This window comes from Delftia sp. BGA-UO-ETr-SB1, assembly GCF_059567865.1.
Genome location: NZ_JCAQOW010000005.1, coordinates 1,788,522 through 1,803,030, shown reverse-complemented (window position 1 = coordinate 1,803,030; position 14,509 = coordinate 1,788,522). Strand labels below are relative to the sequence as shown.

14 protein-coding genes are annotated in these 14,509 nt (G+C 69.1%); 6 read left to right on the top strand and 8 right to left on the bottom strand.

The window, feature by feature from the left end; genetic code table 11:
• Nucleotides 1–131 precede the first annotated feature (131 nt).
• From AC57B5_RS18335 to AC57B5_RS18325, 3 genes are read left to right on the top strand one after another with little or no spacing between them, the layout of a single operon-like run.
• Nucleotides 132–632, top strand: a complete 501-nt coding sequence (locus AC57B5_RS18335; RefSeq protein WP_034389620.1) for a hypothetical protein — start codon at nucleotides 132–134, stop codon at nucleotides 630–632.
• The gene (locus tag AC57B5_RS18330; RefSeq protein ID WP_013804692.1) at nucleotides 610–1,296 is read left to right on the top strand and encodes a response regulator transcription factor; all 687 of its coding nucleotides are present in this window, start codon (nucleotides 610–612) and stop codon (nucleotides 1,294–1,296) included. Before AC57B5_RS18335 ends, AC57B5_RS18330 begins: the two co-directional genes overlap by 23 nt.
• The gene (locus AC57B5_RS18325; protein WP_496400072.1) at nucleotides 1,265–2,680 is read left to right on the top strand and encodes a sensor histidine kinase; all 1,416 of its coding nucleotides are present in this window, start codon (nucleotides 1,265–1,267) and stop codon (nucleotides 2,678–2,680) included. The genes AC57B5_RS18330 and AC57B5_RS18325 overlap by 32 nt, the downstream gene beginning before the upstream one ends.
• Here the strand turns inward: AC57B5_RS18325 and AC57B5_RS18320 are convergent.
• Nucleotides 2,655–3,251 carry a chalcone isomerase family protein gene (locus tag AC57B5_RS18320; protein ID WP_047219814.1) on the bottom strand — a complete coding sequence of 199 codons (597 nt, stop codon included), beginning with the start codon at nucleotides 3,249–3,251 and terminating at the stop codon, nucleotides 2,655–2,657. The two genes, AC57B5_RS18325 and AC57B5_RS18320, sit on opposite strands and share 26 nt — an antisense overlap.
• Nucleotides 3,252–4,242: 991 nt before the next feature.
• Between AC57B5_RS18320 and AC57B5_RS18315 the strand changes: the two genes are divergently transcribed.
• The gene (locus AC57B5_RS18315; protein WP_034389625.1) at nucleotides 4,243–4,557 is read left to right on the top strand and encodes a hypothetical protein; all 315 of its coding nucleotides are present in this window, start codon (nucleotides 4,243–4,245) and stop codon (nucleotides 4,555–4,557) included.
• A gap of 48 nt (nucleotides 4,558–4,605) precedes the next feature.
• Here the strand turns inward: AC57B5_RS18315 and AC57B5_RS18310 are convergent, their stop codons facing one another.
• From AC57B5_RS18310 to AC57B5_RS18300, 3 genes are read right to left on the bottom strand one after another with little or no spacing between them, the layout of a single operon-like run.
• Nucleotides 4,606–5,586, bottom strand: a complete 981-nt coding sequence (locus AC57B5_RS18310) for a CBASS cGAMP-activated phospholipase (protein ID WP_496400071.1) — start codon at nucleotides 5,584–5,586, stop codon at nucleotides 4,606–4,608.
• Nucleotides 5,586–6,035 carry a hypothetical protein gene (locus AC57B5_RS18305; protein WP_496400070.1) on the bottom strand — a complete coding sequence of 150 codons (450 nt, stop codon included), beginning with the start codon at nucleotides 6,033–6,035 and terminating at the stop codon, nucleotides 5,586–5,588. Before AC57B5_RS18305 ends, AC57B5_RS18310 begins: the two co-directional genes overlap by 1 nt.
• Nucleotides 6,032–6,427: a hypothetical protein gene (locus tag AC57B5_RS18300; RefSeq protein ID WP_013804688.1), complete on the bottom strand. Its 396-nt coding sequence runs from the start codon at nucleotides 6,425–6,427 to the stop codon at nucleotides 6,032–6,034. Before AC57B5_RS18300 ends, AC57B5_RS18305 begins: the two co-directional genes overlap by 4 nt.
• 357 nt (nucleotides 6,428–6,784) lie before the next feature.
• On the opposite strand from AC57B5_RS18300, the gene trpE reads away from it, so the two are divergent.
• Nucleotides 6,785–8,284, top strand: coding sequence for an anthranilate synthase component I (gene trpE, locus AC57B5_RS18295; protein WP_013804687.1), 1,500 nt, complete (start codon nucleotides 6,785–6,787; stop codon nucleotides 8,282–8,284).
• A complete protein-coding gene (locus tag AC57B5_RS18290; RefSeq protein WP_016449526.1) occupies nucleotides 8,281–8,631 on the top strand; it encodes a chorismate mutase in 351 nt (116 codons plus the stop codon). Before trpE ends, AC57B5_RS18290 begins: the two co-directional genes overlap by 4 nt.
• 13 nt (nucleotides 8,632–8,644) lie before the next feature.
• On the opposite strand, the gene AC57B5_RS18285 is transcribed toward AC57B5_RS18290, so the two are convergent.
• From AC57B5_RS18285 to AC57B5_RS18270, 4 genes are all read right to left on the bottom strand, one after another.
• On the bottom strand, nucleotides 8,645–9,892 hold the full coding sequence (locus tag AC57B5_RS18285) for an acetate/propionate family kinase (RefSeq protein ID WP_496400069.1): 1,248 nt from the start codon (nucleotides 9,890–9,892) through the stop codon (nucleotides 8,645–8,647).
• A complete protein-coding gene (locus AC57B5_RS18280) occupies nucleotides 9,889–11,355 on the bottom strand; it encodes a bifunctional enoyl-CoA hydratase/phosphate acetyltransferase (RefSeq protein WP_496400068.1) in 1,467 nt (488 codons plus the stop codon). Before AC57B5_RS18280 ends, AC57B5_RS18285 begins: the two co-directional genes overlap by 4 nt.
• Entirely contained in the window at nucleotides 11,352–13,823 is a 2,472-nt protein-coding gene (locus tag AC57B5_RS18275; protein ID WP_496400067.1) for a DUF3141 domain-containing protein, read from the bottom strand. Before AC57B5_RS18275 ends, AC57B5_RS18280 begins: the two co-directional genes overlap by 4 nt.
• Nucleotides 13,824–13,961: 138 nt before the next feature.
• Nucleotides 13,962–14,471: a hypothetical protein gene (locus AC57B5_RS18270; RefSeq protein WP_034389636.1), complete on the bottom strand. Its 510-nt coding sequence runs from the start codon at nucleotides 14,469–14,471 to the stop codon at nucleotides 13,962–13,964.
• Nucleotides 14,472–14,509: the final 38 nt, after the last annotated feature.

Genomic DNA, 14,509 nt, shown 5'->3' with positions numbered 1-14,509 from the left:
GTAATGGGGCAGATTCAGGGGCCGGTAAGTCGCCAGTAAGACGCAATCGGGGAGCATGGCCGTTTTCCCCGAAGGTTTGCCGCTCTCGCGGCGGACCGACGGAGCCTGAAACGACAGAACGTGCCATCGCAATGCAAGCCTCCATCTACCAGGACGTGATAGGTATCCAGGCGGCGGGCCAGGCGTATTCCCTGGGTTCGCGCTTCCAAGAATGCAGCCAGCACCGTGCCGTGCGGCTGGAGACGATCTTCGAGCTGCTCATCCTCAAGTTCCGCGAGGATCTGCTGCAGGCGCTGGCCGAGGAGCCGCCAGGCCCCGCACGCCACCTGCGCGCCTACGTGCGCTGCGTCTGCGAGCATGCCCTGTCCCGCCAGCGCGGCCAGAAGACGGCCGCACAGTTGCTGACCCGCGCAAGATTCCAGAACATATGGTTTGATTTCGTGGACGCGGCATGCGCCGACGATCTGGTGTCCGAGGACATTGCCCTGCAATGCCGCGCCATGGTCGAGGACCTGTGGGTCATCCATGTGCTGGTCGAGCCCATGGCGCCGCAGCGCATCACCGGGATCAGGGAGCATTTGCTGTCCCTGTGCGGCAACGACGGAAACCATGAATCGCATCGCATTAATTGAGGACCATGCCAGGCTGGCCACGCTGGTCAGCCGCTCGCTGGCCAACTCCGGCATAGAGACCGACGTCTTCCACCAGATCTCCACGGCCTGGCTGGCCCTGCAGGACATCGACTACGGCGTCATCGTCATCGACCGCGGCCTGCCCGATGGCGACGGCCTGCAACTGGTGCAGCGCCTGCGCGCCGCAGGCCGCTCCACGCCCTGCCTGATGCTCACGGCCCGTGACGCGCTCAGCGACCGCGTGGGCGGCCTGGAAGCCGGGGCCGACGACTACCTGACCAAGCCCTTTCCCATGGAAGAACTGATCGCCCGCGTGCGCGCCCTGCTGCGCCGCCCGGCCCTGGTGCAGGAGCTGGCGCCGCAACTGGGCGACATCAGCATCAGCCCGCAGCAGGCCTGCATGCACTGCGCGGGCTCGGCCATCGCGCTGCCGCCGGCGGAGCTGCAGATCATGCTCAGCCTGGTGCGCAAGGCCGGCGCCACGGTGCGCCGCTCCACGCTGGAGGCGGCGGCCTGGGGCATGAGCAGCGTGGTCACGCCCAACGCCCTCGATGTGGCCCTGCACCGGCTGCGCCGCAAGCTGGCCGCGGCCGGCTCGTGCATGGAAATCGTCAACATCCGGGGTCAGGGCTATGCGCTTCGCGAACCTTTGCTGGCCCGGTAGCCTGCGCTCGCGGCTGCTGGCCGTCTATGGGTTGAGCATGGTGTTCAGCGCGCTGCTGGTGGGCGCGCTGGTGATCCTCGTCGCCAAGCCCTTCGACAGCTACGCGCTGCAGCGCGGCATGGGGCATGCGGCCGAAAAGCTGGCCGAGTGGGTGAGCTTCGACGCCAAGGGCGTGCCCCAGGGGTTCAGCGAGCGTGAACTCAAGGCCTGGATGCTGACCAGCCTGGGCGAGGAAATGCAGCTGCGCATCACCGACGCCCGCGGCCGTGTGGTCTTCGCCCCCAACGGCGAAATGCAGCCGCTGACGCAGACCGGCCAGGGCTTCGACCCCGAGCTCAAGGCCTTTGCCTACGAGCGCGGCGGCGTGGTCATGCGCGCGGGCACGGCCACGCTGGTCCACGACGGCACGACGTGGCACGTGCAGATAGCCGTCAGCGACCGCATGGTGGACTGGCTGCGCGAATCGGTGGGCCTGCCCGCGCTGTGGCGGGGCATGGTGGCCATCGGCGTGGTCTTCCTGGTCGTGTTCCTGTTCTCCACGCACCGCACGCTGCAGCGCATGCTCAGGCCGCTGGGCGTGGCCGCGCAGGATGCCCAGCGCATCACCCCGCAGACGCTGGGCACGCGGCTGCAGCCCAAGGATCTGCCGCGCGAGTTCGCCCCCCTGGTCGAGGCCTTCAACCACGTGCTGGACCGGCTGCAGGCCGGCTTCAGGAACCAGCAGGAATTCCTGTCCATGGCTGCGCATGAGCTCAAGACGCCGCTGGCCCTGATGCGCGTGCAGATCGAGCTGGAGCCCGAGGACCGGCGCAGCCCCGAGCTGCTCAAGGACGTGGACCACATGGCGCGCCAGGTCCAGCAGCTGCTGCACCTGGCCGAGGTCTGCGAACACCAGCGCTACCGCATGGAAGACATTGCGCCGGCCGACATCATTGGCGAGGTCTGCGACTTCATGGCCCGCGCCTCCGAAAAATGCGGCGTGCACATCCACTGCGAGGTCAAGGAAGGCTCGCCTGCCTGGCGTGCCGACCGGGGCGCGCTGTTCGTGCTGCTCAAGAACCTGATCGAGAACGCGGTGCAGCACAGCCCGCAGGGCGCCACCGTCACCGTGAAGGCCTGCGGCCTGGGCTTTTCGGTGCTGGACCAGGGCCGTGGCGTGCCGCCCGAGGACCTGCCGCGCATCTTCGAGCGCTTTTGGCGTAGCAGCGAGCGGCGCGACCTGGGCGCAGGCCTGGGCCTGCCCATCTGCCTGGAGATTGCGCGCGCCCACGGCTGGACGCTCACGGCCCTGCCCGGTGCCACGGGGCTGGAGATCCAGGCGCGCTTTGCCGGGCCCGTGCAGGAGCCCGCGCAGCCGTTCAACCGCCCAGCAATGCCTTCTTGAGCTGATCGTCGGCCGGGTGCGGGCCCAGCCAGATGCCCAGCAGCGCCTGGAAGAACTCGGGCTCCTGGAAGGGCGCGCCCTGGGCCTGGCCCTTGACGAAGACCTGGGCACCCTGGCCCGGCACCCAGTCCACCGAGAAGTTCTCGCCCGGCAGCAGCTTCTTGTGCTGCGTGAAGATGTCGCTCATGCGCAGCACGCCGGGCACCAGGCGCGAGAAGCGGGCGCGCTCCATGTTGTCCTCGATGCCGCGCGCGAACAGCTTGCCCAGCTCGGCCGAATCGATCTCGCGCAGCATGGTCACGCTCACGCGCTTGGGGCCGGGCAGGGCCGCGATCTCCTGCAGGCTGGCGGCCGGCTTTTCCAGGTACAGGCCCGCCGTGTAGACCTTGAAGATGGCCTTGTAGCGAATGCCCGCGCCATTGAGCTGCAGCGTCTGGCCGCCCACCCCCGCCTGGGCGGGATAGGCCACGCCCGCGACGGTGCGCGCAGGCTCCTGGGCAGTGGCGGCCAGCGGCATCGCCAGCGCCATGGCCAGGGCGGCTGTCTTCATCCAGCGGGGCAAGGCGGTCATGGTGTCTCCTGCGGGGGGCGGGCTGTGGCCCGGTTGCGGTTTGTTACGTCCGGGCGACATGTTGTGGGGATCGGGTGGGGGTGGCAACAGGGTTTTCGCGGGCCGATGGAGGGTGGCTATCATCCTGCTCGGTCCGCTGTTCTTGTCGTGGGTGTATGCCCACGGCTCTGCGGTTATGGACGGGATGGGGCTATCCGCGAGGGCGTCCGCACGGCTTTGCACGTGTTCTTAACATCCCGTCCACCTTGTCTGTGCGTTGCACCGCTGGTTCTCTTTGCAAGCCCCTGTCGGGGCGTTTCTTTTCGAGGCCGGGTTTCGGCCCGGCGGCCGACCTCCTTTTCTTTGATTCGTCAAAGAAAAGGAGGCAAAAGAAAGACGACCCGAATGTCCGCGACCCCTTCGCTTCGCTGCGGGGCAACCTGCGCCGTGGCGGTTGCGGGGTTCGCCGTGAAACTCTCTTCGCGCTGCGCGCTACGTTCAAACAATCACGGCGAGTCAGATGACGAAGCAGTCCTGTCCTGCGGCAGGACTGCAACCCCGCAACCGCCACGGCGCAGGCGCGGACATACGGGGAGTGGGTGCGGGCCTTCGCTGCGCTCGGCCTGGGGCTTCGGGGCGCTTGCCTTCTTGAAAGCCTCTATCATTGCGGCGGCCCCCTGTTCAGGGGCTGGTGCGTAAGAACACTTGACTGTTGAGCGGTGCGGCCTCGCCGTTAAGGAGGCCTTGTCACGTCTGAATTGTTGGACCGTGGGTGCATGCCCACGTCCCTGCGGTTACGGGCGGGATGGGGCTACCCGCAAGGGCGTCCGCACGGCTCAGCACGTGTTCTTAACATCCCGTCCACCTGTTTGTGCGTAAGAACACAGACGGGTGGTTCCCGTCTCGCTGAGGAGTAAATCATGTACGTCATGTACGGCACTTCTTTTTCTGCCTTCCCCTCCACCCATCAAGCGCCCCACGCTGGCGCGTCTGCTGTGGGAGGGGTTGCGCCATGAGTACCGCTTCCACAACCCTGACCCAGCCCACGCCGCAGCAGTTGAGCCATGCCGTGACCGAGATCGGCCGGCTGACGCTGCAGGGCAGCAGCGAGGTGTACTCGCTGGGCCAGCTGGCGCTGGCCTGGCTGGAGCGGCCCGAGGGCCATCGCAATCTGGAGGTGGTGGCCAATGCGCTGCAGGCCATTTGCGGGGCTGCGCAGCGGATGGAGGAGCTGGTGGAGGACGAGGTGAGCTACGTGCATTGCCTGCAGGAGGATCCGGCGTATCTGCGGCGGATGGCTGCGGCTTCGGCGGCGTTTGAGCGCTGATTCTCTTTGCAAGCCCTGTCAGGCCTTCGCTTCGCTTGGCCTGGCGTTTCAGCCCAGGACGTTCTTCAGCAGCGTCTTTTCCTGCTCCGTGAGGGCGGCGATGCATTCGTCGCCCAGGGCCTGCAGCAGCCGGGTGCTGTCGGCGTTGGCGATGTCCAGGCCCAGGCGCTTTTGCTGGGCTGCGGGCTGCGTGAAGTTCAGGCGCAGGTAGCTGCTGGTGCCCAGTTCCTGGCGGGCCGCCTTGACGGCCTGGACCTCCTGGGCGGCCATGACCAGGTCCAGCAGGGGCTTGACCAGGGTCAGCCCGCGCCGGGGCATGGCCACGGGGTCCTGGCCCTGCTGGGGGTTGGCGGTGCCTATGCTGATCATCACGATGTCGGCGGCCGGCCCCCAGAGCTGGCGGGCGGCCTGCAGGGCCAGCAGGTCGGGCGCGTTGGCGGCGAGTCCGCCGTCCACGAAGACATTGCCTGCTGCGGCGTGCGCGGGAAAGTAGGTGGGGGCGGCCGATGAGGCCAGCATGGCGTCCATCAGCGTCAGGCCCAGCCGGTCCCTGTCGGGCAGGGCGCCGCTGGCCAGCAGGTGCAGCTGCGATGAATTCCAGTTCACGGCGGGCAGCAGCAGCGGCACCTGCAGCTGCCCCAGGGCGGACTGCTCCGCTTGCGGCATGGCCTCCTTGATCGCTGCGCGCAGCGCGGCGCTGTCATAGAGCGCCTTGCCCATGGCCTGGCGCAGGCCGGGCAGCCATTTGGAGGGAAAGATGGCGGGGCCGTGGTCCAGCAGCAACTGCTTGATGCGCGCGGGCTGGCAGCCGCTGGCCAGGGCGGTGGCGATGATTGCGCCGATGGAGGTGCCGGCGAACAGGTCCACTTTCTCCAGCAGGTCGCCGTTGCCGAATTCGCGGTGGATGCGCTCCAGCACATGGGCGCTGAAGAGGCCGCGATAGCCGCCGCCCGACAGGCTCAGGACGACCCGGCGCCGGCGCAGGCCCTGGCGCACCGCGCTGGACAGGGGCGGTACGTCGAAGTCCATCACAGCGCGTGCACGGTGACGCCCCGGGCGGCGGCCTGCGTCAGGTAGAGGTTGGCGGGTTCGGTGTAGCAGACCTTGAGCAGGTCGGCCGTGGCGATGAGCAGCCGCAGGTCCTGCGCCAGCGGCGCCGTGCCCCGCGGGCCCTGGCTGTCCAGCGGCGCGAAGTTGCGCCATTCGATGAAGCGCTCCAGCACCTTGTTGTCCACGCTGGTCAGCATGGAGGCGCCTTCGGCGCGCAGGTTGGCATACAGCGCGTCGAGCAGGGAGAACCATTCGTTGCGGTCGCGCAGGTCGTGGAATGCCTCGGCCACGGCCGCCTTGGCGATGGCCATGGACAGGTCGCTGACGATGCAGTTCAGCGGCCGGATGGTGGAGAACCACTCCAGGGTCGCGGGCTCCTGGTTCGCCATCCACAGCAGGCAGCGGGGGCCCAGCAGGTAGCGGCTCATGGCGCGCGCCGGGCGGGTACGTCGATATCGCCGCGCGCCCCGGACATTTGCGCAGCGGACAGATCCACGGCCTGGCGCGGCAGCGGCAGCGATCTGCAGATGTCGGCCACCGTGCGGGGGGCGCGCTCGTTGGCGGACAGGGCCACCATGTGCTCCTCGCTGACGATCACGTAGCGCTTGCGGCCCTGGGAGATGAGGGCCACCCCGTCGTGGTCGGCCTGTTTGAGCACCGCGCCGTACTGCGCCTTGAAGACCGAGATTGGCATGGGCGTGGTGTTGCGCGGCATGGCCGATCCGACCTGATGGCTCAGGTCCCGCAGGGCGCGGTTCAGCGGGTCGCGCTCGCCCTCGGGCAAGGCAGCGTCGGTGCGGGCGGAGAAATGGGACGGCATGGTCGACCTTTCTGGTCAGGTTGTGCTGCCATTGTTGGTCAGGCTGACCATGGTGTCAATTGTGGCGCTGGCAGGCCCCTGCGGCGCCCCCGCAAGGCGCCGGTCCGCACTTGTACCCAGCCGCGTCTGCGCTACACTTGCCCGCTATGTTCATTCATCGCATGTTCATTGCAGGTTGTGGAGACCGGGGAGCCTGGCCCTGGCGCAAGCCTGTCCAACTGAACAGCTGAAGCACCCGGGGCGCGACCCGGCGTGCACCCGAGGCCCTACGGGCCAATCGAATGAATCGGCGCAATCCATACGCAGCCCGCACCCACACCAGGTCTGCCAGCGCCACGCAATCCGGAGCCTTCCCCCGTGATCACCGAACTCGAATTCAAGAGCCTTGCTGCGCAGGGCTACAACCGCATCCCTCTGATGGTCGAGGCGTTTGCGGACCTCGAAACCCCCCTGTCCCTCTACCTCAAGCTGGCCCATGCGGGCGGTGACGGCAAGCACAGCTTTTTGCTGGAGTCCGTGGTGGGCGGCGAGCGCTTCGGGCGCTACAGCTTCATCGGCCTGCCTGCACGCACGCTGCTGCGCGCCAGCGGCTTCGGCGATGCGGCATGCACCGAGGTGGTGACCGATGGCCAGGTGGTGGAGACGGCCAAGGGCAATCCGCTGGACTTCATCGCTGCCTACCAAAAGCGCTTCAAGGTGGCACTGCGCCCGGGGCTGCCGCGTTTTTGCGGCGGGCTGGCCGGCTACTTCGGCTACGACGCCGTGCGCTATATCGAGAAGAAGCTGGAAGATTCCTGCCCGCCCGATACGCTCAACTGCCCCGATATCCTGCTGCTGCAGTGCGAGGAAGTGGCGGTGATCGACAACCTGTCGGGCAAGCTGTACCTGATCGTCTATGCCAACCCCGGCGAGAGCGAGGCCTATACGCGCGCCAAGAAGCGGCTGCGCCAGTTGAAGGATCTGCTGCGCTACTCGGTCAGCGCGCCGCAGATCAAGGCGGGGGAGAGCCATCCGGCCCAGCGCAGCTTTGCCAAGGAAGACTACCTGGCGGCCGTGGAGAAGGCCAAGGAGCTGATCGCCGCGGGCGACTTCATGCAGGTGCAGGTGGGCCAGCGCATCCACAAGCGCTTCACGGCCAGCCCCTTGAGCCTGTACCGCGCGCTGCGTTCGCTCAATCCCAGCCCCTACATGTACTACTACCACCTGGGCGATTTCCATGTGGTGGGCGCCAGCCCCGAGATCCTGGTGCGCCAGGAGAACACGGACGAGGGCCAGAAGGTCACCATCCGCCCGCTGGCCGGCACGCGCCCGCGCGGCGCCACGCCCGAGGCCGACAAGGCCACCGAAAAGGAACTGGTGGCCGACCCCAAGGAACGCGCCGAGCACGTGATGCTGATCGACCTGGCGCGCAACGACATCGGCCGCATCGCCAAGACGGGCAGCGTGAAGGTGACCGAGGCCTTTGCCGTGGAGCGCTACAGCCACGTGATGCACATCGTCAGCAACGTGGAGGGCATTCTGCGCGACGGCATGGACAACATGGACGTGTTCAAGGCCACCTTCCCGGCCGGCACGCTGACGGGCGCGCCCAAGGTGCATGCCATGGAGGTCATCGACCAGCTGGAGCCCACCAAGCGCGGCATCTACGGCGGCGCCTGCGGCTACCTGAGCTTTGCGGGCGACATGGACCTGGCCATTGCCATCCGCACGGGCGTGATCAAGGACGGCACGCTCTACGTGCAGGCCGCCGCCGGCGTGGTGGCCGATTCCGTGCCCGAGATGGAATGGAAAGAGACCGAGCACAAGGCGCGCGCACTGATGCGCGCGGCCGAGCTGGTGGAGGAAGGACTGGAATGAGCACGGACCGCGCCAAGCAGGCCATCGACCTGGTGCAGCACTGCACCGACATGCTGGATGTGCGCCGCAATGTGGATGCGCTGGACGATGTGCTGGTGCCGCTGCTGGTCACGCGCATGGGCTACATGCAGCAGGCCGCGCGCATCAAGGCCGATGCGGCCCAGGTGCGCGACGAGGGCCGCATCGAGGCCATCGTGCGCCGCGTGCGCGAGCGCACGGCCGCCGAGGGCGGCCAGCCCGACATGATGGAGGCGGTGTACCGCCACCTCATGGAGGAATGCATTGCCTACGAGCACCGCGAGTTCGCGCGGCTGCGCGAAGGCGGTGCGCAGGACGATCGTTCCTAGGGCCTGTTCACACTCATGCGGGGATCGCGTTGCCCGGCAGCCAGCGCAGCGCATGGCGCGCTGCCACCCATTCCTCGTTGGTGGGCTCCACGCCCACGATGACGGCGCTGCCGGTGGCCGAGATCACGGCCGCATCGCGCGCATTGGCCTCGGCGTCCAGCCGCAGGCCCAGAAAACCCAGGCCCTCGCACACGCGCCGCCGTATCTCGGCGCTGTGCTCGCCCACGCCTGCGGTGAACACCAGCAGGTCCAGGCCGCCCAGCACGGCGACCAGGGCGCCGATCTCGCGCACGATGCGCCGCACGTACAGGGCCAGCGCATCGCGCGCACGCTCGGCCTGGGCATCGGTGCCCGACTCCAGCGGCAGCAGCACGCGCGGCTCGGACGAGGTGCCCGAGACGCCCAGCAGGCCGGACTCGTGGTACAGGATGCGGCCCACTTCCTGCAGGCTGAGCTTTTCGATTTCCATCAGGTAGATCACGGCGCCGGGGTCCAGCGCGCCGGTGCGCGTGCCCATCATCAGGCCGTCCAGCGCAGAGAAGCCCATGGTCGTGGCCACGCTTTGCAGGCCCTGCATGGCGCACAGGCTGGCGCCGCTGCCCAGGTGGGCCACCAGGGTGCGCCCGCGTGCCAGGTCGCCATGGCGCTCGGGCAGGGCGGTGGCCATGTATTCGTAGGACAGGCCGTGGAAGCCGTAGCGGCGCAGCCCGCGTTCCCAGGCCGCATGCGGCAGGGGCAGCAGTTGCTCGACCTTGGGCAGCGTGTGGTGGAAGGCGGTGTCGAAGCAGGCCACCTGCACCAGTTCGGGCCGCTCGCGCAGCAGGATGTCCATGGCCTCCAGCGCAAAGGGCTGGTGCAACGGCGCCAGCGGGATGAAGGCCTTGAGGTCGGCCAGCACGCCGGCATCGACGCGCACGGGCTCGAAGTAGCGGCTGCCGCCGTGCACCACGCGGTGGGCGACGGCGGCCACGCGGGCGCCGTCCAGCTGCGCCAGGCGCGCGGTGATGCGCTCGCGGATCAGCTGCAGCGCGGCGCGGTAGGGGTGAGCGGCATCCAGGGCAATGGCAAAGGGCGGCACGCCGCTCTCGCCGAAGTCGGGCGCGGGCCCGCCTATGCCCTGGACCTTGCCGTTCCACAGCGGCTTGCGCGGCAGCGGGCGCTGGGCACCGTCGAAGACGGCGAACTTGATGCTGGACGAGCCGCAGTTGAGCACCACGACCAGTTCGCGGGCGGGGGAGGATGCGGTGTGGGCAGGGATCATGGCGGGGAGTTCCGGTAGCGGTGGGCCAGCAGCAGGGCAATGGCGCAGGAGGCAATGCGCGAGGCGCGGCTGTCGGCGCGGCTGGTCAAGATGACGGGCACCTTGGCGCCCATGACGATGCCGGCGCTGGCCGCCTCGCCCATGTACATGAGCTGCTTGGCCAGCATGTTGCCGCTTTCCAGGTCGGGCACGACCAGGATGTCGGCCTGGCCCGCCACGGGCGAATCGATGCCCTTGGTGCGCGCAGCGGCCATGGACACGGCGTTGTCGAAGGCCAGCGGCCCGTCGAGCACGCCGCCTTCGATCTGGCCCCGGTCGGCCATCTTGCACAGCGCGGCGGCGTCCAGCGTGGCCGGCATGTGCGGGCTCACGGTCTCCACGGCGGCCAGGATGGCGACCTTGGGCTCGGGCACGCCGATGGCATGGGCCAGGGCGATGGCGTTGCGCACGATGTCGGCCTTTTGCTGCAGGTCGGGCGCGAGGTTGATGGCCGCATCGGTGACGATGAAGGGGCGCGGATAGTGCGGCGTCTGCAGCACGAAGCAGTGGCTGACGCGGCGCTTGGTGCGCAGGCCGGCGGCGGCGGCCACGACCTCGGCCATGAGCTCGTCCGTGTGCAGACTGCCTTTCATGATGGCCTCGACCTCGCCGCAGGCGGCCAGCTCGGCGCCGCGCGTGGCGGCGGCGTGGCTGTGCGGCACGTCCTCGATGCGCAGGCCGCCCAGGTCCAGCCCGTGCTCGGCCGCCACGGCCTCCAGCCGCGCACGCGGGGCCACCAGCACGGGGTCGATCAGGCCTTCGCGGCGCGCGTCCAGCGCGGCCGAGAGGCTGGGCTCGTCGCAGGGATGGACCACGGCCACGCGGATGGGCGGCAGGCCGGCCACATGGGCCAGCAGGCGCTGCAGGCCGTCGCGTCCACCGGCCTCCAGGCGGATCTCGGGCAGGCTGGTGCGCTGGCGCTCGATGTGGCGCGCAGGCGCATGCACGGTGGCCTGGCCCTCGATCACGGCGGCGCCATGCTGGTTGGTGCAGGCCACGGCCAGCGTGACCTGGCGCTGCTCGGCCTGCTTGGCCAGCACCTCCACGCGCACGGTCAGCCGGTCGCCTGCGGCCAGCGGCGCCAGAAAGCGCAGCGTCTGGCCAACCAGGGTGGTGCCCGGGCCGGGCAGGCGCGTGCCCAGCACCGAGGCCAGCAGCATGCTGCCCCACATGCCATGGGCGATCAGGGCCGTGTCGTCATCGTCGGCGCCGGCAACCGTGCCGGCACCGGCACCGGCAGCGGCACCAGCGCCGTCGGCCACGGCCGCGCCCGACAGTGCGGCAAAGAGGCGCAGGTCCTGCGTGCTCAGCGTGCGTTCCAGGCTGGCGCTGTCGCCCACGTCCAGTTCGTCAAAGCTGTGGTTGCGCAGCAGGGCCAGGTCTTCGGGCGGCAGGGCCGCATCGGAATCGGGGGAGAGGTTCATCGCTTTTTCCGGGGGCTGGGGTGTGCGCGGCTGGCCTGGGCGCGTGCGGGGCGCTTGGCGGCAGGCGCGGAGTCGGGAACAGGTGCGGGCTCGGGTGGCGGTTCAGGAGCTGCAGCAGGAGCGGCCACGGGAGCCGCAACAGGAGCGGTCAGAGGCGCTGCCGAAGGTGCCGTCAGGGGTGCCGTCACAGATTCGGGTTCAGGCTCGGCCACCGAGGCTGGCGCGATGGCCGGGTGCCGCTCGGCCTGCTCTTTCGCCTGCCTGGACTCGGCGGCCTCCAGCGCCTGCACGAAATGCCCCATGGCCTGCAGCAGGCGCTGGTGCTCGGCATCGCTGAGGTTGCCGCCCTGGTTGGCCAGCTCGTCCACCGTGGTCATGCCCCAGCGGATGTCGGCGGCGGGCGAGGCGGCCAGCAACCGGGGGATGGCGGCCATGGCGGCGTCGGGCTCGCGCTGCATCAGCAGGGCCTGGCGGCGCACGATGCGGCGGAACTGCGCCATGTCAGGCGGCACGCCGCCCAGGTGGTCCTGCAGCAGCCGCCAGGCGTGGCGGAAGTGGCGCTCATCGGCCTCGCCGCGTGCACGCAGCACGTGGAACAGGGCGCGTATGACGGCCTCGTACAGCCCGCCCTGGGCCACGCTTTCGTGCAGCCGCGCCAGCTCCTGGCGCATGTACTGGCAGTGCTCGGGCGATTCGCCGGGGTGCGGGCGCGGCGGGCCGTCGTCCTGGCGGCTCTGGCCGGCCAGGGCCTGGACCAGGGGCGAGCCATAGATGGCGTGGAACAGCCGCGCCTGCATGGCATCGCGCTGGTCGCGGTAGGTGTCGAGCAGATGCACCACGGCCTGCGACATGGCCTGCTGCGCCTTCAGGAAGGGGTTGTCGGGCTCGACGGGGTGGCGGTCCTCGCGCGCATGCTCGGCGGCCTGGGCCACGACGGGTGCCAGCGGGTGCGAGTCCGACCAGCATTCATAGCCCACGCGCAGCGGGTGCATGGCCTGCAGCCAGCGCGCAGACAGCGGCGTGGACAGCGCCTGCACCCAGGGCTGCACGGTGTTGCGGTACAGGGCCAGGTTGATTTCGGAGACGCGCGCGGCAGCGGCGAAATGGCGCTCGCTTTCGGGATCGGGCCGGACGATGGAGCGCACCTCGGCCAGGTCGCTGCGGCGGATCTTCATCAGGTAGGCGGCGTCGGTCAGATCCTGTGCCGGCACACCGGCCGGGCGGTCGGCGATCTCGGCGCGGTAGATGCCGGCGGGCAGCAGGTCGATGATGTCGATGTGCGCCGCGAACTCGCGGTGCTCCTTGCGGCCCACGGCGCCCGAGACAAAGATGCCCAGGTGGCCGATGCTGTCATGCGTGGCGAAGACGATGGTCTGGTCGTGGGCGGCGATGTCCTCGTCGTCGCGGTACAGGTCGGTGATCCAGCCCAGGGCCTGGCCCGGCGGCGTGATGTTGTCGCCATGCGAGCAGAACACCACGATGGGCGAGCGGATGTTGCGCAGGTCGATGCGCACGCCGTCCGAGGTCGTCAGCTCGGCCGTGGCCAGCCGGTTGCCGATGAACAGGTTGTCCACGATGTACTGCATCTCGCGGCCTTCCAGGAAGACATAGCCGCCCCAGTACTTCTCGAAGCCCAGGTAGCGCGGCCCCTCGGTGTCCACGTCGGCATAGACCTGGTACTGCTTTTCCCACAGCGTGTTGGCCGGGTTGAGGTTCTCGAAGTTCTGCACCAGCCATGCGCCGTCGAAGCGGCCCGCGCCCAGGTCGCTGGTCAGCGCCGTCATCCAGCTGCCGCCCATGAGGCCGCCGCCATAGCGCATGGGGTTGTCGCCGGCCCAGTACGACAGCGGCGCACCGGCCACGATGATGGGGCCGAACAGCTCGGGCCAGACGGCGGCCGTCATGAGGATCTGCCAGCCGGCCTGGCAGTTGCCGATGACGGCGGGCTTGCCCCGGCTCTCGGGGTGCAGCTCGGCGACCTTGCGCACGAATTGGGCCTCGGCGCGCATCACGTCCTCGACGGTCTGGCCGGGCACGGGGTCGGGCAGGAAGCCCACGAAGTAGCAGGGATGGCCGGCCTTGAGCGCGGCGCCGATCTCGCTGTCGGGCTTGAAGCCGCCGATGCCGGGGCCGTGGCCCGCGCGCGGATCGACGACGATGAAGGGGCGCTTGGCCGGGTCGATGACCGTGCCCTCCATGGGCGCGATGCGTGCCAGGCCGTAGTTGACGGGGCGCGGCAGGTCCAGGCCCGACATCACGATCTCGGCCCGGAAGCTCAGCACATTGGGCACTTCCTCGGCCAGATGCTCGCGGTACTGGTTGCCACGCTGGCGCCGGATGTCGGCATACAGCAGCGAGCGCTGCCAGGCATCGGTGGCGTATTGCGCGGCTGCCTGCGACAGCTTCATCGGATCGCCCCACATCCCTCCCACGTCCACGGTGCCGTGGCTCTGCAGGTTCTCGTTCATCTGGCCCACTCCTTTACCGGCATGTCATGCCCTGCTCTTAGATTGCGTGTGATTGCTTGTGGCTGGGTGCGGATGGCCGCCCCCCGCCCATGCGGCCCCGAACCTGCGGGACCGCGTGGCGGCTTCCTTGGGGGCCTGTCAGCCCTGGGCTGTGGTGTCGCGGGCCGTTTCGGCGGCGGCTGCCGCAATGGGCTGCTGCGCCGCATGGGCGGGCTGGGCCACGGACTGCACGGCCGAGGTCCAGCGGGCGAGCAGGTCGCTCCACGGCACGGCGGTGTCGGCCGCGCCCTGGGTGCTGTTGCCCAGCGTGGCTGCCACCTGTTGCTGCCAGTCGTGCACGGCCTGCTGCACGCCCTGGGCCAGGGTCATCTGGCTGGCCATGGCGGTCTGGGCCAGGGCCTGGGCATGGCCCATGCGCAGGTGGGCGTGGCGCCAGAAGGCCTGGGCGGGCAGGGTGGCCAGCTCCTGCCAGCTGCTGGTCTGCTGCACGCCCTCGATCTCGCTGCCGGTCTCGGCGATGCGCTCGGGGCCGTTGCGTGCGGCATGCTCCAGCCACTGTTGGCCGCTTTCCTGCAGCAGCCGGCTCAGGTGCAGCTGCAGTTCAAGCTGTGCCTTGAGCAGATGGAGGGGAATGGTCTGTGCGCTCATATGAAACTCCTTGCTGGTTGAGATGGAAAGATGCCTTG